The organism is Pseudomonas sp. NY15435, assembly GCF_048068295.1.
Classification (GTDB): Bacteria; Pseudomonadota; Gammaproteobacteria; order Pseudomonadales; family Pseudomonadaceae; genus Pseudomonas.
The window spans coordinates 439048-461248 of record NZ_JBLUQA010000004.1 but is presented as its reverse complement, the minus strand read 5'-3'; the positions used below and the strand labels follow the sequence as shown (position 1 = coordinate 461248).

General features: G+C 63.3%; 22 protein-coding genes. 7 read left to right on the top strand and 15 right to left on the bottom strand.

The window, feature by feature from the left end; all coding sequences use genetic code 11:
* The first annotated feature begins 47 nt into the window (after positions 1–47).
* A complete protein-coding gene (locus ACNFH5_RS12300; protein ID WP_416746263.1) occupies positions 48–1124 on the top strand; it encodes a fimbrial protein in 1077 nt (358 codons plus the stop codon).
* A gap of 30 nt (positions 1125–1154) precedes the next feature.
* Positions 1155–1673, top strand: coding sequence for a fimbrial protein (locus ACNFH5_RS12295; protein WP_416746261.1), 519 nt, complete (start codon positions 1155–1157; stop codon positions 1671–1673).
* Positions 1674–1739: 66 nt separating this feature from the next.
* Here the strand turns inward: ACNFH5_RS12295 and ACNFH5_RS12290 are convergent, their stop codons facing one another.
* The 3 genes from ACNFH5_RS12290 to arfA form a co-directional block, all read right to left on the bottom strand.
* Entirely contained in the window at positions 1740–2996 is a 1257-nt protein-coding gene (locus ACNFH5_RS12290; RefSeq protein ID WP_416746259.1) for a lytic murein transglycosylase, read from the bottom strand.
* Positions 2997–3176: 180 nt separating this feature from the next.
* Positions 3177–3476 (bottom strand): hypothetical protein, encoded by a 300-nt coding sequence (locus ACNFH5_RS12285; RefSeq protein WP_416746257.1) that lies wholly within the window; start codon positions 3474–3476, stop codon positions 3177–3179.
* Positions 3477–3547: 71 nt separating this feature from the next.
* The gene (gene arfA, locus ACNFH5_RS12280) at positions 3548–3700 is read right to left on the bottom strand and encodes an alternative ribosome rescue factor ArfA (protein WP_045215115.1); all 153 of its coding nucleotides are present in this window, start codon (positions 3698–3700) and stop codon (positions 3548–3550) included.
* A gap of 189 nt (positions 3701–3889) precedes the next feature.
* On the opposite strand from arfA, the gene ACNFH5_RS12275 reads away from it, so the two are divergent.
* Positions 3890–4240, top strand: coding sequence for a YciI family protein (locus ACNFH5_RS12275; protein ID WP_416746255.1), 351 nt, complete (start codon positions 3890–3892; stop codon positions 4238–4240).
* Positions 4241–4864: 624 nt separating this feature from the next.
* A complete protein-coding gene (locus ACNFH5_RS12270) occupies positions 4865–6097 on the top strand; it encodes an MFS transporter (protein WP_416746253.1) in 1233 nt (410 codons plus the stop codon).
* 242 nt (positions 6098–6339) lie between these two features.
* Here ACNFH5_RS12270 and holA read toward each other — a convergent pair whose 3' ends face one another.
* The 3 genes from holA to leuS form a co-directional block, all read right to left on the bottom strand.
* Positions 6340–7377: a DNA polymerase III subunit delta gene (gene holA, locus ACNFH5_RS12265; RefSeq protein ID WP_416746251.1), complete on the bottom strand. Its 1038-nt coding sequence runs from the start codon at positions 7375–7377 to the stop codon at positions 6340–6342.
* 36 nt (positions 7378–7413) lie between these two features.
* Positions 7414–8028 carry an LPS assembly lipoprotein LptE gene (gene lptE / locus ACNFH5_RS12260; RefSeq protein ID WP_416746249.1) on the bottom strand — a complete coding sequence of 205 codons (615 nt, stop codon included), beginning with the start codon at positions 8026–8028 and terminating at the stop codon, positions 7414–7416.
* Positions 8029–8100: 72 nt separating this feature from the next.
* Positions 8101–10722, bottom strand: a complete 2622-nt coding sequence (gene leuS, locus ACNFH5_RS12255; protein WP_416746247.1) for a leucine--tRNA ligase — start codon at positions 10720–10722, stop codon at positions 8101–8103.
* A 235-nt stretch (positions 10723–10957) separates the two neighbouring features.
* Here leuS and ACNFH5_RS12250 point away from each other — a divergent pair, with 235 nt between their 5' ends.
* Positions 10958–11389: a hypothetical protein gene (locus ACNFH5_RS12250; RefSeq protein ID WP_416746245.1), complete on the top strand. Its 432-nt coding sequence runs from the start codon at positions 10958–10960 to the stop codon at positions 11387–11389.
* A 46-nt stretch (positions 11390–11435) separates the two neighbouring features.
* Positions 11436–12194 carry a YdcF family protein gene (locus ACNFH5_RS12245; RefSeq protein ID WP_416746243.1) on the top strand — a complete coding sequence of 253 codons (759 nt, stop codon included), beginning with the start codon at positions 11436–11438 and terminating at the stop codon, positions 12192–12194.
* A 135-nt stretch (positions 12195–12329) separates the two neighbouring features.
* Here the strand turns inward: ACNFH5_RS12245 and lnt are convergent, their stop codons facing one another.
* The 5 genes from lnt to miaB form a co-directional block, all read right to left on the bottom strand.
* Positions 12330–13862, bottom strand: coding sequence for an apolipoprotein N-acyltransferase (gene lnt / locus ACNFH5_RS12240; protein WP_416746241.1), 1533 nt, complete (start codon positions 13860–13862; stop codon positions 12330–12332).
* Positions 13863–14139: 277 nt separating this feature from the next.
* Positions 14140–14979 carry an HlyC/CorC family transporter gene (locus ACNFH5_RS12235; protein WP_416746239.1) on the bottom strand — a complete coding sequence of 280 codons (840 nt, stop codon included), beginning with the start codon at positions 14977–14979 and terminating at the stop codon, positions 14140–14142.
* A 21-nt stretch (positions 14980–15000) separates the two neighbouring features.
* Positions 15001–15462 carry an rRNA maturation RNase YbeY gene (ybeY, locus tag ACNFH5_RS12230; RefSeq protein ID WP_416746237.1) on the bottom strand — a complete coding sequence of 154 codons (462 nt, stop codon included), beginning with the start codon at positions 15460–15462 and terminating at the stop codon, positions 15001–15003.
* Complete coding sequence (locus tag ACNFH5_RS12225) at positions 15455–16456, bottom strand: PhoH family protein (protein ID WP_138520117.1); 1002 nt, start codon at positions 16454–16456, stop codon at positions 15455–15457. Before ACNFH5_RS12225 ends, ybeY begins: the two co-directional genes overlap by 8 nt.
* A gap of 94 nt (positions 16457–16550) precedes the next feature.
* Entirely contained in the window at positions 16551–17888 is a 1338-nt protein-coding gene (gene miaB, locus ACNFH5_RS12220) for a tRNA (N6-isopentenyl adenosine(37)-C2)-methylthiotransferase MiaB (RefSeq protein ID WP_416746235.1), read from the bottom strand.
* Positions 17889–18024: 136 nt separating this feature from the next.
* Between miaB and ACNFH5_RS12215 the strand changes: the two genes are divergently transcribed.
* Complete coding sequence (locus ACNFH5_RS12215; RefSeq protein WP_045215085.1) at positions 18025–18357, top strand: DUF1820 family protein; 333 nt, start codon at positions 18025–18027, stop codon at positions 18355–18357.
* Between the two features lie 126 nt (positions 18358–18483).
* Here ACNFH5_RS12215 and ACNFH5_RS12210 read toward each other — a convergent pair whose 3' ends face one another.
* From ACNFH5_RS12210 to ACNFH5_RS12195, 4 genes are all read right to left on the bottom strand, one after another.
* The gene (locus tag ACNFH5_RS12210) at positions 18484–19026 is read right to left on the bottom strand and encodes a tetratricopeptide repeat protein (RefSeq protein ID WP_017521798.1); all 543 of its coding nucleotides are present in this window, start codon (positions 19024–19026) and stop codon (positions 18484–18486) included.
* Between the two features lie 227 nt (positions 19027–19253).
* Positions 19254–20540, bottom strand: a complete 1287-nt coding sequence (gene hemL / locus ACNFH5_RS12205) for a glutamate-1-semialdehyde 2,1-aminomutase (RefSeq protein ID WP_416746232.1) — start codon at positions 20538–20540, stop codon at positions 19254–19256.
* Between the two features lie 42 nt (positions 20541–20582).
* Entirely contained in the window at positions 20583–21212 is a 630-nt protein-coding gene (gene thiE, locus ACNFH5_RS12200; protein ID WP_416746230.1) for a thiamine phosphate synthase, read from the bottom strand.
* A 34-nt stretch (positions 21213–21246) separates the two neighbouring features.
* Positions 21247–22044, bottom strand: a complete 798-nt coding sequence (locus tag ACNFH5_RS12195) for a hydroxymethylpyrimidine/phosphomethylpyrimidine kinase (protein WP_045215075.1) — start codon at positions 22042–22044, stop codon at positions 21247–21249.
* Positions 22045–22201 lie beyond the last annotated feature (157 nt).

Genomic DNA, 22201 nt, shown 5'->3' with positions numbered 1-22201 from the left:
TTACTGATCGTAATTGTCTGAATTGTTAATTCGGAAGTGGGTGTTTAATGGGTTTGCATGAGCTATATGGGAAGAAGTGGTGGTTCAGCGATACGCTGCTGTTAGTAGTCCTTGTCTGTTCGATTGTAGTTCTCATGTCGGGCAAAGCAATGGCTGCGGCAACCTGTAGTGGTAATCCAGCAGCGGATACGTTCAATTTCCCACCGGTAATCTCCGTGCCTCGTGATAGTACACAAGTGATGGCCCTGACGGGTTGGGTTGCAGGCGCATCCGCTACAAACTGGTGGAGTTGTAATACTTCCAATGACTCAAATACCGGTTCGGCTGTCTTTAAGCCCGTCAGCGCAAATTCTTCCTACTCGGATGGGGGCGATACGTACACGATCTGGAAAACCAGCAAGGACGGCGTGGGTTTTGTACTTAAGTATAATCTCTATGCGAACGGTTGCGGATGGGCCGGCTGGGGGAAGCTGGTTTCAAGTGCAAATGCCTATGCATTTAATTTCTGTAACTCTAATGGATCTGTAACCAACGGTGGCCAAGTACAAATTCGTCTCGTTCAATATGGACAAATCACTGCGGGGGTTCTCGCTGGCGGCGAGTTGACACGAGCAGTGACTTATGTGGATGGAAATTATGGAACTCAAGGCGGCCCCAAACAATTTCTGGCATCATCGGTACAGTTCAACGTACTGATGTGCCAAGTGGACTCTGTGGATCTGCAATTGGCCGACTCGTATGTGTGGGACTACGCCTCGACGACCGAGGTGAAGAAGAAGCCGCTACAGATCCAGGTCAAGAATTGCCCATCGGGCATGAATGTTATTCGCTACGAACTGGATCCCATTGGCGCGAACATCATCAGTTCTACAAACGGTACTTTCAGCAACCAATCCGGTCCAGGAATGGCTGGTGGGGTGGGGATTCGGATCACCGATAGTACCGGAATCAACCCGGTTAAGTTTGCAGACCCCAGCTATACGTTGGCGGGCTACAGTCCGACCAGCGGAAACTCCATGTTGCCGATCAACCTGAATGTGGCTTATTACAGAACTGGTACTGCGGCGCAAGTAACGCCCGGGCAAGTGGTCGGACTTGTCCAATTGACGATGCTTTATCTTTAACACGTAGAATCCAAGAAAGGTGAGGTTGATATGAAAAAAATTCTTGCTGCTGCTGGGATATTTTCCTGCGCCGCCAACGTGTACGCGGCAACACCGGACGCGCAAATCAATATTACTGGTAAGGTTATCGACGGAACTTGCACTATTGCAGGCACTGGAAGCGCCCCGACTCAAATCAACGTGCCGCTGAGCTCGGTTATGAGCAGTGATTTTGCGGCAACGGGCGCGCTGAGCAAGAATCAGAAGTCGTTCGATATCGTATTGACCAACTGCCCGACGGCCACCACCACAATGAAGTGGGACGCGGCCGTGAACGTCGATGCTGCTGCCGGTACGCTGAAGAACACCAACACGAGCGGCACCAGCGCGCAGATTCAGTTGTTCAAGAGTGATGGCACTACTGCCGTCAACCTGGCGACCGATCCGGGCGTCAGCTTCACCACCACCAGCCAGACGTTCACCTATGTGGCCAAGTACTATGCCAAGGCGCTGCCGGTGACTGGCGGAGATCTCTCGACGTTTACCTACCTGTACCTCACGTACAATTGACCTATCGGCGTGTGTCGATAAGCCAGGTGAAAAGGGGCCCTTTCAAGGGCCCTTTTTTTGTGCTTTTCAATTGCGCAGACGCTCCAGCAGTGCCTGGGTCGGATAACCATCAGCAGGCCAATGGATGGCTGCCTGATAGGCGCGAATCGCTTGCCGCGTGTTGGCACCGATGATGCCGTCCAGGGTGCCTAGGGCGTACCCGTGTTCCATCAGTTTCTGCTGGAGTTCGATACGTTCGCTCCGGCTGAGCGGGCGCTCATCCACCGGCCATTGCCCGATTAACTGGCCACCGCCCTTGAAACTATCGGCCAAGAGGCCGACTGCCAGGGCATAAGAGGTGGAGTTGTTGTAGGTGAGGATGGCTCGGAAGTTATCCGTCACCAGGAATGCAGGGCCGCGATAACCTGCCGGAATCAGCAGCGAGGCTTCGCCTGCTGGGTCGGTGGGGAGATTGCCGTTCACGGGCTGTACCCCCAGGCGTCGCCATTGCGCGATGGGTTTGCGGATGCTCATGTCGGCTTGAGCGTAGTCGAAACCTTCGGGTAGCCGGACCTCGAATCCCCAGGTGCGACCGGGCTGCCAGCCCGACACGTGCAGGTAATTGGCCGTCGAGGCCAGGGCGTCTTCTGATGAGCCCCAGATATCACGTCGACCGTCGCCATCAAAATCCACCGCATACCGGTTGTAGGTGGTGGGAATGAACTGGGTCTGCCCCATGGCGCCTGCCCAGGAGCCGATCATGTTGCGCGCCGGCACATCGCCATGCTGCAGGATCTGCAGGGCGGCAATCAGTTGATCCCGGCCGAAGTCAGGACGACGTCCCTCATAGGCCAAGGTGGCGAGTGAGCGTATGACGTTCTTGCTACCCATCTGCTGGCCGAAGTTGCTTTCCATGCCCCAGATCGCTACCACCGTTGCGCGGTCGACGCCGTAGGTGGTCTCGATACGTTGCAGCACATCGGCGTTTTCCAGCGAGCGGGCCTGGCCGTTACGCACTCGCGCGGCGGAAACGGCGCTCTCCAGATACTGCCACACGGGGCGAGTGAATTCGGGCTGGCTACGGTCGGCGGTGACAACTGAGTCATCCGGCTCGATGCCTTCGAACGCGGCGTCGAAGGTTTGTGCGCTGATGCCTGCGGCCAGCGCCTGCGCGCGGAAGCCGTCACGCCATTGTTCGAAGCTTTGCGTCGGCTGTACCTGAGTGACGGTCGCGCCTTTGGGCGGCGGCTCTGTGCAGGAGGTCAGCAGACCGAAGGAGATCACGGAGAGGGTGACGGCGAGCAGGCAGCGTTGGCCGACAACAGATGAAACAGGCGTGCGCATTGCTCTCCTCAAGTACTGGCAGGTGAGGGGCCACCTTAGCATGGCCTCCGTGACGCGTCTGCGATGGGCAGAAGCGCCGGGTGTGCAGATTCGATGGCGTGGATGCGGGAAAATTCCCGCTGCGGATGGATCCCCGTCGAACGGCGCGCCTGGGAGTGCCTGTGCACAGGATAACGTCGGTTATTGCTTGGATTCGCCGCCGGTTTCCTGGTCGACCTTTGGTGCGCTCTGGTCGAGCTCCATGAGCATGTCGTCGTAGGCGGCGCAGTCGTCGGGTCGCTGTTCGCTGGAGCGGGACTTTTTCATTTCCGCGAGCTTTTCATTGAGCTTCTGTGCGCGCTGGGGATCGCTGCGAGTCACCTCGGTGACTTTGGCGGCGACTTGCTTGCCCTTGGCTTCGGCTTCCTGGTCGGAGCAGAACGCATGGGCTGAGAGGCTGAAGGGGAGGGCGAGGATGGCAACGATCAGGGGGGCTTTCATGGTGGGACCTCCAGGGCTTGGCTGTCCGGTTGAAAGCGAAAGGGCGGGGGAGGTTCAGGTTTTTTGACGTTTCACGCCGCCAGAAGCGAAGAAGCCTCCCAATTTCGGGAGGCTTCGCGGCGGTAGCTGCCTTTGCCTTTGAGTGGCTGTTCCTGGCGGCTGCGGAACAGTGGTTGTGCGACCAGTGACTTGGCCTTGTTTGGCCGTTTGGATTTCTTCGCCATCTGTCTTTCCTCGTCTGGCTTGCCTCGTGGGGCCGGCCCTGTGCCGGCGCGCGCATCTTCCGCCTAACTGGGACGCTTGTCCATGCCGCTGATCAACCGGCGGGCGGGCCAAGGTCGGCGGCCGTCGTTCAGGGCTACGCTGGACGACGGACCTTTCTGACATTGCGGACAAGAACGAGGAAAAGGGCGATGAAGTTTCTCTGCATGATTTATTTCGATGAGCGCAAGGCGGCAGAGCTGCCAGAGGCCGAGCTGCGAGGCATCGTCGATGAGTGTATGACCTATAGCGAGCAGTTGCGGCGCAGCGGCAATTACATCGCGGCCAACGCGTTGCTGCCGACGTCAACCGGGCGGACGTTACGTGGGCAAGGCGAAAAGCTCGCGGTGACCGACGGTCCTTTTGCTGAGACGCGGGAACAGTTGGGCGGCTTCTACCTGATTGAGGCGCAAAGCCTGGAGGAAGCCGAGCGGATTGCCGCGAAGATCCCGCCGGGGCGGCTGGGGTGCGTGGAGGTTCGCCAGGTGCGGGAGTGGGAGTGATTTGGCCCGTGCGTCCAAGGCGCGTGGTTCGCGAGCAGGCATGCTCCCACACTGTGCCGGTTAGTCATCGCGGACAAAGTCCGCTCCTACGTGAAAGTTCTGCGCTCGGTTGGCCCTCACCCCAGCCCTCTCCCTGAGAGAGAGGGCTGGGGTGAGGGGGGATGAATGGGTACGGACTCCCCAGAAAAAGACAGTGACTCCTACGCGATGGAAAATAGGGCGCTGGGTAGCAGAGGCCACGTTACGAGGCGAAGCGTGCGAGTTTGAGTCTTCGGAGCAATGAATCTCCTGACTTCTCTCAGCCTTGAGAACCTTCTTGCGCGCTCGCCATATTCCGTTTGTCACGCTCAACTCCGCGACCCGGCATCTATTCAGGCACTTCCTCCCGCCGATGTAGGCGCTGCTTTGGCTGGCCGTGCGGTGCGGTGCGTGTTGATGCTTGGCTGCCTGGAGTAACTGCACCAGGGATTCATCGAACCGGGCCTGCGGCGGATTGTCGCTATTTCTGTAACAGATCTTTTCAGGTGCGCGACTGTGGCTTGTACTCGGGCTCGGTTAGTTTGGTAGCTGACTAACTATTGCCTCGGTGAGCAGGGACGGCGACGCCACGGCTGGAGATGTATCATGCAGCAATGGTCCCCTACCCAGCGCAATGTGGTGATCGCCTCGGTGCTCGCCTGGACGCTGGATGCCTTCGATTTCTTCCTGCTGGTCTTCGTTCTCACCGATATCGCCCAGACCTTCCACGTCGACCTGCCGCAGGTATCGCTGGCGATTCTGCTGACCCTGGCGGTGCGGCCCATCGGCGCGTTGCTGTTCGGGCGCGCGGCCGAACGCTACGGGCGGCGACCGGTGCTGATGATCAATATCCTGATCTACTCGTTGCTTGAACTCGCCTCGGCTTTTTCGCCGAACCTGACGACCTTCCTGATCCTGCGGGTGGTGTACGGCGTGGCCATGGGCGGCATCTGGGGCGTGGCTTCGTCGCTGGCGATGGAGACCATTCCCGAGCGCTCGCGGGGCATGGTGTCGGGGTTGTTCCAGGCCGGCTATCCGGCCGGCTACCTGATCGCTTCGATCATCTACGGCCTGTTCTTCGAGGTGCTGGGCTGGCGCGGGATGTTCATCGTCGGATGCCTGCCGGTAGTGCTGGTGGTGTTCATCTGGTTCAAGGTGCCGGAGTCGCCGATCTGGCAGGCGGCGCGTGAGCGCAAGGAATCGACGCCGTTGTGGCCGGTGCTGCGCAGCCAGTGGAAGCTGTGCCTGTATGCGGTGTTGCTGATGGCCTGCTTCAACTTCTTCAGCCATGGCACGCAGGACCTGTACCCGACCTTCCTCAAGGTGCAGCACGGATTCGATACGCACACGGTCAGCCTGATCGCAGTGGCCTACAACATCGCGGCGATCCTGGGCGGGATTCTGTTCGGCAGCCTTTCCGAGCGCATCGGGCGGAAGAAGGCGATCATCTGCGGTTCGTTGCTGGCGCTACCGGTGCTGCCGTTGTGGGCCTTCAGTCATGGAGCGGTGGCGCTGGGCATAGGGGCCTTCCTGATGCAGTTCATGGTGCAGGGCGCCTGGGGTGTGATTCCGGCGTACCTCAATGAACTGGCGCCGGTGGGTACGCGGGCGGTATTGCCGGGATTTGTCTACCAGTTGGGCAACCTGGTCGCGTCAGTGAATGCACCGCTACAGGCGGAGATAGCCAAGAGCTACAGCTATGGCACGGCGATGGCCATGGTCGCCGGCGTGGTGGCGGTGCTCATCTGCCTGCTGATCAGTACCGGCCGCGATACTCGCGGTGTGGCCTTGGATCGGGCGGAGGGGCAGGCGCGCCGGGCAGTGCCGGCGCGGTCCTGAAGCTCCGGGCGCTGTGCAGGTTCGCGAGCAAGCTCGCTCCTACAGGGCAGGTTCCGAGTCTGGTGTGTGAGGGCGAAGGCCTGAGTGGCTGGGGAGCATCGCGGACGGAGTCCGCTCCTGCCCGAGGTTCGAGGACGGAGCGGGCTTGTTGGTGTAAGTGCCGGCGGGATCGTCGCGTAGGAGCGGACTTCGTCCGCGATAACTCACCGGCTGGCCTCACGGCGACACGGTGGAAACCGAAATCAGGCCGAAGGCAGACTGATCCGCTGGCCGGCAACCAGCAAGGCGAGGCGAGCGAGGCTGTTCCAGACGTTACCGGGGGCCTGGCCCTTGATCTGCGCGTCGATCAGTTGGGCGTCCTGCAGCATCTGGTTCCAGCGCTGTGCAGTGTGGCGCTGCAGTGCCTTGCTCATCAGCGGGCGGCGCTTATCCCAAATGGGCGGGCGAGCCTGGCTGAACGCCTTGTCCAGTGGAACACCCTGGCTGAACTGCTGGGCGAGGCTGGCAAGTACACGGATTTCCCGGGCCAGGGCCCAGAGGATCACCGGCGGCTCTACGCCTTCGCCGCGCAGGCCCTCGAGCATGCGCAGGCAATGGGCGGCTTCGCCGTTCAGGGCAGCATCGATCAGGCCGAAGACATCGAAGCGGGCGCTGTCAGCCACCGCCGCCTGAACGGTATCGGCGTCGATCTGCTGGCCATCGGCGAGCAACTTGAGCTTTTCGATTTCCTGGGCGGCGGCCAGCAGGTTCCCTTCGACGCGGGCGGCGATCAGATCCACTGCTTCCTGGCTGGCGGCGAGGCCGGCTTGGGAAAGGCGCTGGCGAATCCATTGCGGCAACTGGTGAACATCGATGGGCCAGATCTGGATGAACTGGGCGACATCACCGTCGATCAGGGCCTTGGCCCATTTGGTCTTCTGTGTGCTGCCATCGAGCTTGGGCAGGCTGACCAGCAGGACGGTGTCTTCCGGCGGGCGCTGCAGGTATTCCTGGAGGATCGCCGCGCCTTTATCACCGGGCTTGCCGGAGGGCAGGCGCAGCTCGATCAGGCGCTTCTCGGCGAACAGCGAGAGGCTGGCGCCGGCTTCCAGCAGTTGGCCCCAGTCGAAGTTGGCCTCGGCGTTGAATACCTGGCGCTCGCCGAAGTCTTGCTGGCGGCAGGCGGCACGGATGGCGTCGCACGCTTCCTGGCAGAGTAGCGGTTCGTCGCCGCTGACCACATAGACGGGCGCGAGCTTGCCTTGCAGGTGCTTGGCGAGTTGTCCGGGATTGAGCTTCATGATGAAGCAGGGGCCGGTTTGGCCGGCCCCTGTCTCTTACTGCGCTTTCGGGAACTCGATCGGCGACTGCTGCGGCTCGGCCTTGCGGGCCTCGTCCGCGGCCTTCATCGCATCAGCTTCGGCCTTGGCCTTGGCTTCTGCCTTGGCTTGCAGGTCTTCCAGCTGGGCCGGGGTGATCATCTGCAGGCGCATGGACATCTGCTGGACCAGGTCGCGGCGCATTTCGTTGCGGATCTGCGTGGCTTCCTGGTCGGAACCGATCAGGTTGTTCTCGTCCTGCACGTAAACCTTGCGCACCTGGACCTGGCCATTGAGCAGCAACAGGTTATCGCTACCGCGGATTTCGTAATCCAGGGTGTTGGTCAGCTGGTTCTCCGCACTGCGCGCAGAGCTGGTGTAGCTGACGGTACGGCTGGTCACGTCCTCGCGGGCGAGGATGAGGTGGTAGGGAGCACGGGATACGACCTTGACTCCACTGCCTTCGAGCACCTGCTGGAGTTGCTTGACGGTGTCGCCGTAGGCATTGCGTGCGCTCAGATCGATCTCCTTGAGCGCAAAGTTCGTATCGCCCATGCCGCGCAGGTGGAAACCGCACGCGGTCAGAACGCTGGCCAGGCCGATCAGCGCGAGGCTGGTCAGGATACGTTTCATCAAGCTTCCCTCATTCCTGTTGGTCCGTGGCACGAAGGTGCCACGGGCGTTTGCTTTATTTCCAGCGTTGGATCAGTTGGCGACGATGTTGACCAGCTTGCCCGGCACCACGATGACCTTGCGAATGGTCAGGCCATCGGTGAAGCGCAGGACGTTTTCATTTCCACGGGCAGCCGCTTCGACTTCTTCGCGGCTGGCAGTGGCGGGCATTTCGATGTGACCGCGCAGCTTGCCGTTGACCTGTACCACCAGTTGCAGGCTGTCCTGCACCAGGGCGGCTTCGTCGACCTGCGGCCAGCTGGCGTCGATGACGGCGCCGTCCTTGCCCAGCTCCTGCCAGATCACGTGGCAGATGTGCGGAGTGATCGGGGCGAGCAGCAGGGTGACGGTTTCCAGGCCTTCCTGCAGCAGGGTGCGGTCGGTGGCGGATTCAGTCGGGGCTTTCTCCAGCACGTTCATCAGGGTCATCACGGCGGCGATGGCGGTGTTGAACTTGTGGTGCTGGCCTACGTCCTGGCTGGCCTGGCGGATGGCCAGGTGGATGGCGCGGTGAATGGCCTTCTGCGCGTCATCCAGCGCGGACTTGTCCACGGTGCCGGCAGGGCCTGCATTGACGTGGGCCTGGGCCAGACGCCAGACGCGGCGCAGGAAGCGGTTGGCGCCTTCGATGCCGGAGTCGGACCACTCGCAGCTCATGTCCGGCGGCGAGGCGAACATCATGAACAGGCGGCAGGTATCGGCGCCGTAGGCGTCGATCATGGCCTGCGGGTCTACGCCGTTGTTCTTGGACTTGGACATCTTCTCGGTGCCGCCGATTTCCACCGGCAGGCCGTCGGTCTTCAGGCGTGCGCCGATGACCTTGGCCTTGGCATCACGCTCGACTTCCACGTCCGCGGGGTTGAACCATTCCTTGCCACCGTTGGCGGCGACGCGGTAGTAGGTCTCGGCGACGACCATGCCCTGGGTCAGCAGGTTCTTGAACGGCTCGTCGGAGTCGATCAGGCCTTCGTCACGCATCAGCTTGTGGAAGAAGCGCGCGTAGAGCAGGTGGAGAATGGCGTGCTCGATGCCGCCGATGTACTGGTCGACCGGCAGCCAGTAGTTGGCGGCCTTCTTGTCCAGCATGCCGTCTTCGAACTGCGGGCAGGCATAACGGGCGAAGTACCAGGACGACTCGACGAAGGTGTCCATGGTGTCGGTTTCGCGCTTGGCCGGCTGGCCGCATTTCGGGCAGCTGCACTCGTAGAACGATGGCAGTTTGGCCAGCGGCGAACCGGCGCCGTCCGGCACCACGTCTTCGGGCAGGACCACCGGCAGTTGCTCGGCCGGCACCGGCACGTCGCCACAGCTGTCGCAATGGATGATCGGGATCGGGCAGCCCCAGTAGCGCTGGCGGCTGATGCCCCAGTCGCGCAGGCGGAACTGGGTACGCTGCTGGCCGAGGTTCTTGGCGGCGAGGTCGGCGCCAATGGCGTCGAACGCGGCCTGGTAGCCCAGGCCATCGTACTTGCCGGAATTGACGGTGATGACGCTCTCGTCCTTCAGGCCGTACCACTCTTTCCAGGTGCCGGCTTCGAAGTCGTTGTCGCCTTCTACCTTGGCAATGACCTGGACGATGGGCAGGCCGTACTTGTTGGAGAACTCGAAGTCGCGCTCGTCGTGACCCGGCACGGCCATCACGGCGCCTTCGCCGTAGGTCATCAGGACGTAGTTGGCGATCCACACTGGCAGCTTGTCGCCGGTCAGCGGGTGTTCGACGAACAGGGAAGTGGCGACGCCTTTCTTCTCCTGGGTGGCGATGTCGGCTTCGGCGACGCCGCCGCGCTTGCACTCGTCGATGAAAGCCTGCAGCGACGGATCGCGCTCGGCGGCCAGGGTGGCCAGCGGGTGCTCGGCGGCCACGGCGACGTAGGTGGCGCCCATCAGGGTGTCCGGACGGGTGGTGAAGACCTTCAGCTGGCCGGCCTCGCCGATGGAAGCCTGGTCATAGGGGAAGGCGATCTCCATGCCGCGGGACTTGCCGATCCAGTTGCGCTGCATGGTCTTGACCTGTTCCGGCCAGCCCGGCAGGTCGTCGAGGCTGGACAGCAGCTCTTCGGCGTAGGCGGTGATCTTGAAGTAGTACATCGGGATTTCGCGCTTCTCGATCAGCGCGCCCGAACGCCAGCCACGGCCGTCGATGACCTGCTCGTTGGCCAGTACGGTCTGGTCCGCCGGGTCCCAGTTCACGGTACCGTTCTTGCGGTAGATCACGCCTTTCTCGAACAGGCGGGTGAACAGCCACTGTTCCCAGCGGTAGTAGTCCGGCTTGCAGGTGGTGACTTCGCGGGACCAGTCGATCGCCAGGCCCAGGCTGTTGAGCTGCGACTTCATGTAGGCGATGTTGTCGTAGGTCCAGGCCGCCGGCGCGACGTTGTTCTTCATTGCGGCGTTTTCCGCCGGCATGCCGAACGCGTCCCAGCCCATCGGCTGCAGGACGTTCTTGCCCTGCATGCGGTGGTAGCGGCTGATCACGTCGCCGATGGTGTAGTTGCGCACGTGCCCCATGTGTAGCTTGCCGCTCGGATACGGGAACATCGACAGGCAATAGAACTTCTCCTTGCCGGCGACTTCGTCGACGCGGAAGGAGTTGTGTTCGTTCCAGAAGTTCTGGGCCTGGGATTCGATCTCGAGGGGCTGATATTGCTCGTGCATGGCGCGATTTGAACCTGTACGGAAAAGAATTGTGCAGCCGGGGAGGTCGAGTGGCCCTCCGCTCTACCGGCCCCTGAGAAGACACGGGCCGGGCGGCTACAGAAAGCCTCGTAGCATACATGACCCCCACCCGAGCCGGTAGCCCGCGCCGTTTGTCGCACGCTCGGTGTGGCGTGGGGTGGGCCGCTAAGCTTTGCCTGAGGGCGGGAGGTTTCCGCCTGTCTTGAGGTGACTGATGGCTGAGCTGCATCGCGCAAGTGCTTCGGGTTCCGGTCTGTATGAACGGTTGTTGCAACGGCTCGCGCTGGCCCTGGATGAGGCCGACACCGCAGAGCGACTACGTGACGAATGCCCCGTGGAACTGGAGTTGCGCGGTTTGAGCAGTGCCGAAATGGAGTTGATCAGGGCGTATCTGGACCAGGATGTGAACTGGCTGCGCGGCTGGCATGCCGCGGCGGAGGAGCTTGCACTGTTGGAGCGCGCGCCAGCCCGCGTGCCACGTCATGTGCGGCCACCCACGCCGCCCAGCCGTCCGCGTCTGGTGGCGCGCCCACAGCAATTGCAGTGCGCTCTGTGCGGCTCTCCCGTGGCCTGGAGTCGTAACCAGGGCGTGCTGCCTTGCACGTCCTGCGGTTCGCAGCTGTTCCGCAACGCGAAAGCACGCTGATATTTCCCCTTTCCGTTAGGCTTGGCGCCTCGACAAGGAGTCGCCAATGCCTATCCGCTTCATCCTCAAACAGATATTCATGCCGCCGGGGCTGCTGCTTCTGTTGCTGCTCCTGGGTTTCGTACTGCGTCGGCGCTATCCGCGTTTGTCGGTGTTCTGCTTCTTTTCCGGCTTCCTCGGCCTGCTGGTGATGAGCCTGCCGGCGACGGTGGAGTGGGGCGCGCGCCAACTGGAGCAGCAGGAGCCGCTCAAGCAGGCGGAATGGGCGGGACTGGCGCAGCGCGGTGACGCCATCGTGGTGCTGGGCGCCGGGCGGGTGCGCGGGGATCGTGCCTGGGAAGAGGATCAGCCCGGTCTGATGGCGCGCGAGCGCATTCGCTATGCGGCGCGCCTGGCCAAGGCCAGCGGCCTGCCGGTGCTGACTTCCGGCGGCCTGCATTACGGCACGCCGCCCTCCGAAGCGCGGATCATGGCGCAGAGCCTCTTGGACGATTACGGCGTGCCGGTGCGCTGGGAGGAGGGCCGCAGCAGGACGACCTGGGAGAATGCGCAATTCAGCGCCGAGATGCTGCGCGAGGCGGGTATCAAGCGAGTGGTGCTGGTCACGAGTGCCATTCACATGCCGCGTTCGATCTGGAGCTTTGAGAAGGCCGGGTTGGAAGTCGTGCCGGCGCCTTCGGGCTATATCGGTATGGACGATGCCGTGCCCGGTGGCGGCTGGCTGCCGGAAAGCCGGGCGATCTGGCAGAGCGGGCAACTGCTGAACGAGGCGATCGGGCTGGTGGGGTATCGGTTGTTCTATTGATGGTACCGGCATGATGCGGTTCGCGAGCAAGCTCGCTCCTACAAGGACCGATCCGCGCCTGTAGGAGCGAGCTTGCTCGCGAACCCGGCTCCCAGAATGAAAAAGGGCCTCGCAATGAGGCCCTTTTCGTCGGTATCAACCGAACAGTCGACGCTCTTCCGGGTGCGTACGGCGGCGCACCAGCGCCCAGACCAGCAGCACAGCGCTGAGAATCGCCAGCGGCCAGACGCGCCATTGCAGGTAGGGGGTCAAGCCCTGCATCGGCACCACTTCGCCGCGCAGCACGCCTTGCTGGAACTGCGGGATCTGCACCGCCAGCTTGCCGAACGGGTCGATCAGCGCGGTGACGCCGTTGTTGGTGCCGCGCACCATCCAGCGGCCGGCTTCCAGGGCACGCATCTGCGCCATCTGCAGGTGCTGCAGCGGGCCGATGGAGGTGCCGAACCAGGCGTCGTTGCTGATGGTCAGCAGCAACTGGCTTTGCGCCGCGAGCTCGGCGGCGAATTCCGGGTAGACCACTTCGTAGCAGATGTACGGGGCCACGGAGTAGCCCTTGGCCTTGAGCAGCGGCTGGTCGGCCGGGCCGCGGGCGAAGTCGGACATGGGCAGGTCGAAGAAGGCGATCAGGCCACGCAGCAGGTCCTGCAGCGGCACGTACTCGCCGAACGGCACCAGCTTCTGCTTGAGGTAATTGCCGCTGCCTTCGCCGACCACGGTAATGCCGTTGTAGTAACGGATGCCCTCGGCCGTCTTCTCGCGCACCGGCACGCCAGTGATGAGCGCGGCTTTCTTGGCGGTGGCGACGCCGTTGATCATCTCCAGATAGCCAGTGGCCTGGTCCTTGAGCACCGGCACGGCGGTTTCCGGCCAGACGATCAGGTCGACGCCGCTCTGCTCGGCGGTCAGGTCGCGGTACAGCTCCAGCTGGTGGGTGATGGCCTTCGGGTCCCACTTCATTTCCTGGGCGATGTTGCCCTGCAGCGCGGCGACCTTCAGCGGTGCACCCGCCGGGGTGGTCCAGGCGTGGCCCTTGTAGCCCAGGCCCACGGCCCAGGGCGCGATCAGCAGGATCAGGCCGGCGACCAGGCGCGTCGGGCGCTGGGTCAGGGCCGGGATGTTGATGATCAGCGCGGCGGTGAGGGCGATGCCGAACGACACCAGCCATACGCCGCCCAGCGGGGCGAGGCCCGCCAACGGGCCGTCCAGTTGGCTGTAGCCGGCGTAGAGCCAGGGGAAGCCAGTGAGGAACCAGCTGCGGAACAGCTCCAGCACCACCCACAGCGCGGCGAAGGCCAGTGCGTCGCTGATCGGAGCATTGTTGCGGCGGAAGAATTTCGCCCAGACCCAGGCAGGCAGGGCGAAGAAGAAGGCCACGCCAGCACTGAACCCGCCGACCAGGAAGCCTGCCAGCGGCCCCGAGGCGCCGCCGAAGTTGTGGATGCTGAAGTAGATCCAGCTGGTGCCGGCGATGAAGGCGCCGAAGCCGTACCACCAGCCGCGCCAGAGCGCCGAGCCCGCGGGGGTGCCGCGCAGGCCCAAGTAGAGCAGGGCCAGCGAAAGCACTGCCAGCGGCCAGTAGCCGAACGGAGCCAGGGTCAGCGGGGTGAGCGCGCCAGCGGCCAGGGCGAGCAGGTGGCCTGGCAGGCCGGGGCGGGTGATCCAGCGCATCGGGAATCCTTGTTGCGGTTAAGCGATGCGCAAGAGTAATGGAGAGACGAACGGTAGGCTATGGGGATGAAAGCCAAAAGCCATGAGCTGACTGCGGCAGGGTGTTGCAGGAAAGGTCGGAGTTATTTGTAGGGGCGAGCTTGCTCGCGAACCCGCCCCGCTGCGGGAGATGTTCGCGAGCAAGTTCGCTCCTACAGCTGTTTGCCCCGCGCAGCGGGTTCGGCCTTGGCATCCGCGAGCATCGGCGTACAACCGCGAACGGTTGTACGCCCTACGCTCAGTCATGCAGCGGGGTGAGGCGCAGCAGATGCAGGCGACGGCTGTCCGCGTTGAGCACGCGGAAACGGAAGCCGCCCAGTTCAGTGGTTTCGTTGCGCTTGGGCAGGTGGCCGAAGGCGCTCATCACCACGCCGCCGATGGTGTCGAATTCTTCGTCGGAGAATTCCGCGCCGAAGAAATCGTTGAAGGCTTCCACCGGGGTCAGCGCCTTGACGATGAAGTCACCGCTGGGTAACGGCTTGATGTAGCTGTCTTCCTCGACATCGTGCTCGTCCTCGATGTCACCGACGATCTGTTCGAGTACGTCCTCGATGGTTACCAGCCCGGCTACGCCGCCGTACTCGTCGATGACGATGGCCATGTGGTTGTGGTTGGCGCGGAACTCGCGCAGCAACACGTTCAGTCGCTTGGACTCCGGCACGAAGGTGGCTGGCCGCAGCAGGTCCTTGATGTTGAACGAATGCGTGTTGTCGTGAAGGATCAGCGGCAGCAGGTCCTTGGCCAGCAGGACGCCCATGACGTCGTCGAGGCTCTCGCCCACAACCGGGTAACGCGAGTGTGCTGCCTCGATAATCGCCGGCAGGAATTCGCGCGGCGTCTGGGTGGCCTTGATGCTGATCATCTGCGAGCGCGGCACCATGATGTCGCGTACCTGCAGGTCGGCGACCTGGATCGCCCCCTCGACAATGGACAGCGCTTCGCTGTCCAGCAGCTTGTTGTCGTGGGCTTCGCGCAGCAGCTCAAGCAGCTCCTGGCGGTTTCTCGGCTCATGGGCAAAAGCCTGGGTGATCTTGTCCAACCACGACTTGTGCCCATTGCTCGATCGGTCTTCGCTCATCTTTTCCTTGCTCGGTGGCTTTTATTCTTCATCGGCCGCGTACGGGTCCGGGTGACCCAGTTCGGCCAGCAATTCCCGTTCCAGTGCTTCCATTTCCTCGGCGTCTTCGTCTTCGATGTGATCGTAGCCGAGCAGGTGGAGGCAGCCATGGATGACGAGGTGGGCCCAGTGGGCCTGCGCGGACTTGCCCTGTTCGGCGGCCTCGCGGGTGACTACCGGGGCGCAGATCACCAGGTCGCCGAGCAGCGGGATGTCCAGCAACTCGTCGGGAACATCGGCGGGGAAGGACAGTACGTTGGTGGCGTAGTCCTTGTGTCGCCAGGTCTTGTTCAGTTCGCGCCCTTCGGGTTCGTCCACCAGGCGGATGGTGAGTTCAGAATCATTCTGGCGCTGGCGCAAGGCCAGTTCGCACCAGATTCTGAAGTCAGCTTCGCTCGGCAGGCCGGCCGCTTCGGATGCGATCTGCAGGTCCAGTTCAAGCATGCTTGTTGCCCTGGCCTTCTACACCGGTCAGACGGTTCTCGTAGGCGTCGTAGGCATCGACGATGCGCTGCACCAGCGGGTGGCGTACCACGTCCTTGGACTTGAAGTGGGTGAAGCTGATGCCGGGGACGTCGCGCAGCACTTCCATCACGTGCTTGAGGCCCGAGCGAGTGCCTTTGGGCAGGTCGACCTGGGTGACGTCGCCGGTGATCACCGCGGTGGAGCCGAAGCCGATCCGGGTGAGGAACATCTTCATCTGTTCCATCGTCGTGTTCTGGCTTTCGTCGAGGATGATGAAGCTGTTGCTCAGCGTACGGCCGCGCATATAGGCCAGCGGCGCGACCTCGATCACCTGGCGTTCGATCAGCTTGGCCACGGTCTCGAAGCCGAGCATCTCGTACAGCGCGTCGTACAGCGGGCGCAGGTAGGGGTCGATCTTCTGCGACAGGTCGCCGGGCAGGAAGCCGAGCTTCTCGCCGGCTTCGACCGCCGGGCGCACCAGCAGGATGCGGCGGATCTGTTCGCGCTCCAGGGCGTCCACGGCGCAGGCCACGGCGAGGTAGGTCTTGCCGGTGCCGGCCGGGCCGATGCCGAAGTTGATGTCGTGGTCGAGGATAGCTTTTACATAGCGCTGCTGGTTCGCGCCGCGCGGGCGGATGTGCGCCTGGCGGGTCTTGAGCGTGACCAGTGGGGCGACGGGCTCGACGGCGAGCTCTTCCAGGCCGGACTCCTGCAGGAACAGGTGAACCAGGTCGGGCGTCATCTCGGTGCCGTTCTGCACTTCGCGGTAGAGGCGCTGCAGGAGGTTTTCGGCCGCTTGGGTGCGCTCGGGGTCACCGACCAGTTCGAACTGGTTGCCGCGGTTGCGGATCTCGATGCCGAGGCGCTTCTCGATCTGGTGCAGGTGTTCGTCGAACTGGCCGCACAGGTTGGCGAAGCTGCGGGCCTCGAAGGGCTCGAGCATGAAACGATGAATATCCAGGGGGGCGTTCAAGGTGTTGTCTAAGTCGCCGTGCTTCAAAGGGAGATGGTCGAAGAATAACCCCGCGCGACCGAGTACGAAAGTTCGGTCGTTCGGCGGTCGGTCGTCAGTGGCGTGCTTCCACGAGGGTCGCGCGCAGGGAGTTGGGCAGTGCCTCGTAGATTTCCACGTCGACGAACTGGCCGATCAGGCGCGGATTGTCGCAGCGGAAGTTGACCACGCGGTTGTTCTCGGTGCGCCCCTGCAACTGGCCCGGGTCGCGCTTGGCGTAGTCGGTGACGAGGATGCGCTGGATGGTGCCGACCATCCGTCGGCTGATCTCGAAGCCCTGCTGATTGAGGCGGCTGTTGAGGATCAGCAGGCGCTGCTTCTTCACTTCGTCCGGGGTGTCGTCGACCAAGTCGGCGGCCGGAGTGCCGGGGCGCGAGCTGTAAATGAAGGAGAAGGAGAAGTCGAAGCCGACGTCCTCCACTAGCTTCATGGTCTGCTCGAAGTCTTTTTCGGTCTCGCCGGGGAAGCCGATGATGAAGTCCGAGCTGATGCAGATGTCCGGCACCGCAGCCTTCAGCTTGCGGATGCGTGACTTGAATTCCAGCGCCGTGTGGTTGCGTTTCATTGCCGCGAGGATGCGATCGGAGCCGGCCTGCACCGGCAGGTGGACGAACTTCACCAGTTGCGGCACTTCGGCGTGGGCAGCGATCAGCGAGTCGGAGAATTCCAGCGGGTGCGAGGTGGTGTAGCGGATACGCTCGATGCCATCGACCTCGGCGACCACGCGGATCAGCTCGGCGAAGTCGGCGATGCGCCCGTCATGGGTCGGTCCACGGTAGCCGTTGACGTTCTGGCCTAGCAGGGTGACTTCCTTCACGCCGTTCTCGGCCAGGTGGATCACCTCGGCAAGCACGTCGTCGAACGGGCGGCTGACTTCCTCGCCGCGGGTGTAGGGCACCACGCAGAAGGTGCAGTACTTGCTGCAGCCTTCCATCACCGAGACGAAAGCGGTGGGACCGTCGACGCGGGGCTCAGGGAGGCGGTCGAACTTCTCGATTTCCGGGAAGGACACGTCCACCTGCGGTTTGCGGGTGGCGCGGGCGGCGTCGATCATTTCCGGCAGGCGGTGCAGGGTCTGCGGGCCGAACACCACGTCGACGTAAGGCGCGCGCTCGCGGATCGCCGCGCCTTCCTGGCTGGCTACGCAGCCGCCGACGCCGATCACCAGATTGGGGTTCTGCTGCTTCAGCGTGCGCCAGGCGCCCAGCTCGGAGAACACCTTCTCCTGAGCCTTCTCGCGGATCGAGCAGGTATTGAGCAGGATGACGTCGGCTTCTTCGGCCTTCTCGGTGATCTCCATGGCCTGGTGTTCACCCAGCAGATCGGCCATGCGCGAGCTGTCGTACTCGTTCATCTGGCAACCGTGGGTCTGGATGAAAAGCTTCTTGGCCATGGAACCTGTCTTGGGCTGGTTAAAAAATGACCGCGCATTATAAGCCCCGAGACGGGCATCTACCAGCGGCGGGCTTGAGGGGCGGCTGTCTGTGCTATGCTGCGTGCCCTTTTTGCAAAGCTGTCATCCTTCGTTCATGAGCAAGCGCGAGAACCCGATCTACAAGGTGGTCTTCCTCAACCAGGGCCAGGTGTACGAGATGTATGCCAAACAGATCTACCAGAGCGATCTGTGGGGCTTCCTGGAGATCGAGGAGTTCGTCTTCGGCGAGCGCACCCAGGTAGTGGTCGACCCCAGCGAGGAGAAGCTCAAGGCGCAGTTCGATGGCGTCATCCGCAGCTTCGTGCCGCTGCATTCGATCATTCGCATCGATGAGGTGGAGCGCCTGGGCACTGCGAAGATCAGCGAGGCCAAGATCACCGGCAACGTGATGCCGTTCCCCATGCCGATGCCCGGAAAGGACAGCTGACGCCTAAGGACAGCTGACGTTTGTAGGAGCGAGCTTGCTCGCGAACCGTTCAGCACCGAAGTCAGCCATATAGCCCTGTTCGCGAGCAAGCTCGCTCCTACAGGGCATGGGGGCCTGGCGTGCGGCTCAGGGTAGCGGCGAGAACGGCGAGTTGCCGGCGGTCTGCAGTTCGATCAGGTAGTTGCGGAAGATCTGCCCGAGCACCTTGGTGGCGATGTCCAGCTCGTCCTTGTTCATCTGCTCGGCGACCAGGTCGGCACTGTCCATGGCGTCTTCGGCGCCGTTGACCGCGGCCATCTTCAGCACGATGTAGGCCTGCACGTTGTTGGCCTTCACGCCTTCACCGCGGAAGAACATGGTGCCCAGGCGCAGTTGTGCGTCGGCGTGGCCTTGCAGCGAAGCCTTCTCGTACCAGTGCAGGGCGGCCTGGAAATCGCGCGGGGCGCGTTCGCCGGTGTAGAAGAATTCCCCCAATTCGAACTGTGCCTGGGCATCGCCGGCGTTGGCGGCCTGCTGGCAGCTGGCCAGTGCCTGTTGCAGCTGTTCCGGCACGGTGTTCAGGGTGCAGCGTCCGGTGGCTGGAATCAGCAGCGAGTTGCCGCCCGCCTGAGTGAACAGGGGCAGTGCGAGCAACAGGCAACCCAGCAGGGTGCGACCGGAACGGTACATGGGGAGAAACGGCCTCCAGGATCGGGGCGGGTAAAACCCGGCCAGCGAAATGCGCCAGCCTTCACATTATGAAATAAGCAGGCGCTTCCTTACAAAGTCTTTACCTTCTTTTCTGTTTTTTTGCTGGAAACGACTGGTACGGCGGGGGGAGTGTAACGCGGCTATAAAGCCCAGAAAGCCTCGGGGCAGAGCGGAAGGCGCCCGGATGGGCGCCTTCGCGAAGGGTGTTACTTGAGAGCGGCGAAAGCGCGCTCGGCGGCGTCCAGGGTCAGTTTCAGCTCGGTTTCGCCGTGGGCGATGGAGGTGAAACCGGCTTCGAAGGCGCTCGGAGCCAGGTAGATGCCGGCGTCTAGCATCAGGTGGAAGAAGCGCTTGAAGCGTTCCGCATCGCTGGTCATCACGTCGTCGAAGGTCACGATGTCGTCGGCGCCGGTGAAGTACAGGCCGAACATCGCGGCACCCGCCTGGGTCGTCACGAAGGGGATGCCGGCGGCGTCGGCGCGCTCCTGCAGGCCTTGCAGCATGCGGGTGGTGTAGGTGGTCAGCTCGTCGTGGAAGCCGGGGCGGCTGATCAGGCGCAGGGTGGTCAGGCCGGCGGCCATGGCCAGCGGGTTACCCGACAGGGTGCCGGCCTGGTAGACCGGGCCGAGCGGAGAAATCTGCTCCATGATCTCGCGCTTGCCGCCGAAGGCGCCCACCGGCATGCCGCCGCCGATGATCTTGCCGAAGGTGGAAAGGTCCGGGGTAATGCCGTAGTGCGCCTGGGCACCGCCGAGGGCGACGCGGAAACCGGTCATCACTTCGTCGAAGATCAGCACCACGCCGTGCTGGTCGCACAGGCGGCGCAAGCCTTCCAGGAAGCCCGGCGCCGGCGGCACGCAGTTCATGTTGCCGGCGACCGGCTCGACGATGATGCACGCCACTTCCTTGCCGACTTCGCCCAGGGTCTTCTCGACCGCGGCGATGTCGTTGAAGGGCAGGGTCAGGGTGTGCTTGGCGAAGGCCGCCGGCACGCCCGGGGAGTTCGGGACGCCGAAGGTCAGGGCGCCGGAGCCGGCTTTCACCAGCAGGCTGTCGGAGTGGCCGTGGTAGCAGCCTTCGAACTTGATGATGCTGTCGCGGCCGGTGTAGCCACGGGCCAGGCGGATGGCGCTCATGGTGGCTTCGGTGCCGGAGCTGACCATGCGCACCATGTCCATGGATGGAACCAGGGAGCAGACCAGGTCGGCCATTTCCACTTCCAGCGCGGTCGGTGCGCCGTAGGACAGGCCGTGGTCGAGCTGCTTGCGCACGGCGTCGAGGACGTCCGGATGGCTGTGGCCGAGGATCATCGGGCCCCAGGAGCCGACGTAGTCAACGTAGCGCTTGTCATCTTCGTCCACTACGTAGGCGCCTTCGGCATGCTTGAAGAACAGCGGGGTGCCGCCGACGCTCTTGAACGCGCGCACCGGCGAGTTCACGCCACCGGGGATGTGTTTCTGGGCATTGGCGAAAAGCGTTTCGGAACGGGACATGGTGTACCTCGCGAAGCTGTGAAGGGCCGGGCGCGCGGGCGCTCAGCGGGTTTCGAAGAGTTGACTGAAGGCGCGCGCGCGTTGTTCGACTTCGGCCGGGGAGTCGGCGGCGAACAGTGCGTGGATCACGGCGATCATGTCGGCGCCGCGGGCGATCAGCTCGGGCGCGTTATCCAGGGTCACGCCGCCGATGGCCACCAGCGGCACGTTGAAGCGCGCCTTGGCCTGTTCCAGCAGTTCGAGGCTGGCGGCGGAGGCGCCGGGTTTGGTCTGGGAGGCGAAGAAGCGGCCGAAGGCGACGTAGCTGGCACCTTCGGCGATGGCCTTCTCGGCCAGGTCGAGGCTGGCGTGGCAGGTGCCGCCGATGACGGCATTGCGGCCAAGGAGGGCGCGGGCCGCGGCCAGCGAGCCGTCGGTCTGCCCCAGGTGCACGCTGACGCCCAGGCGCGCGGCCAGCTCGGCGTCGTCATTGATCAGCAGCGTGGCGCCGTAGCGCGCGCAGAGATCGCGCAGTGCCTCGGCCTCGCGCAAGCGGCGCGAGGCGTCGTCGGACTTGTCGCGGTACTGCAGCAGCTTGGCGCCGCCCTTGAGGGCGGCTTCGACGTAGGGCAGCAGGCGGCCGCCGTCGAGCAGCTGGCTGTCGGTGATGGCGTAGAGTCCGCGCAGTTTCATCGGTGCCTCGATCTTCGTACGGTTGATCAGTGAATCAGTTGCAATAGTCCAGCGGCAGGCGGCGCGGCACGTACTGGCCATGGCCGGGCGCTTCCGCGTCACGCAGGGTGCGCCAGGTGTAGTCCAGGGCGCTGCGCACCGCGCTGACCAGTTCCTCACCCAGGGCCAGGCGGCCGGCGAGGGTGCTCGCCAGGGTGCAGCCCGAGCCGTGATAGCTGCCGGGCAGGCGCTGGCAGGTGAAGGTGTGGCGTTGGCCGTCGCGGGTGTAGAGGCGATTGTGCACCTCGGATTCGTCGCCATGGCCGCCGGTGATCAGCAGGGTCTGGATATAAGGCAGCAGCTTGTCGGCGCACTCGTCGGCGGTGCCCTCGGGCAGTTCGGCGAGGATGCGCGCTTCGGGCAGGTTGGGCGTGGCGACTGCGGCGATCGGCAGCAGGCGCTCGCGCATGGCGTAGCCGACGTCGTCCTTGCCCAGCGAACCTCCGCCGCCGGCGCGAAGCACCGGATCGCAGACCAGCGGGATGCCCGGCAGGGACTGCATGATCTCGACGACCGTGTCGACCATCTGCACCGAGCCGAGCATGCCCAGCTTGACCGCGGCCACCGGCAGGTCGGCGATCACGGCGTTGGCCTGGGCCAGCACCCACTCGCGGTCGAGCACGCGGAAGTCGGAAACGTTGACGGTATCCTGAACGGTCAGCGCGGTGACGGTGGGCGCCGCGTGGCAGCCTTGGGCGATCAGGGCTTCGATATCGGCCTGCAGACCGGCGCCGCCACTGGGGTCGTGGCCGGACAGGCAGAGCACTACGGGACGGGAGGCAGGTGTTTTCATGGCGCGGGAGCTTATCACCAAAATGCGCCGCTGAGCTGACCGAACGGTCCAATGCGCGTCACCCGGCCGCGCCCTGTCCGGATGGTCGAATGCCACGGGGCACAAGGCCTGTGCTAGAGTTCGCCGATTCCAACACAACGCCTCCACGGCGCGCCAA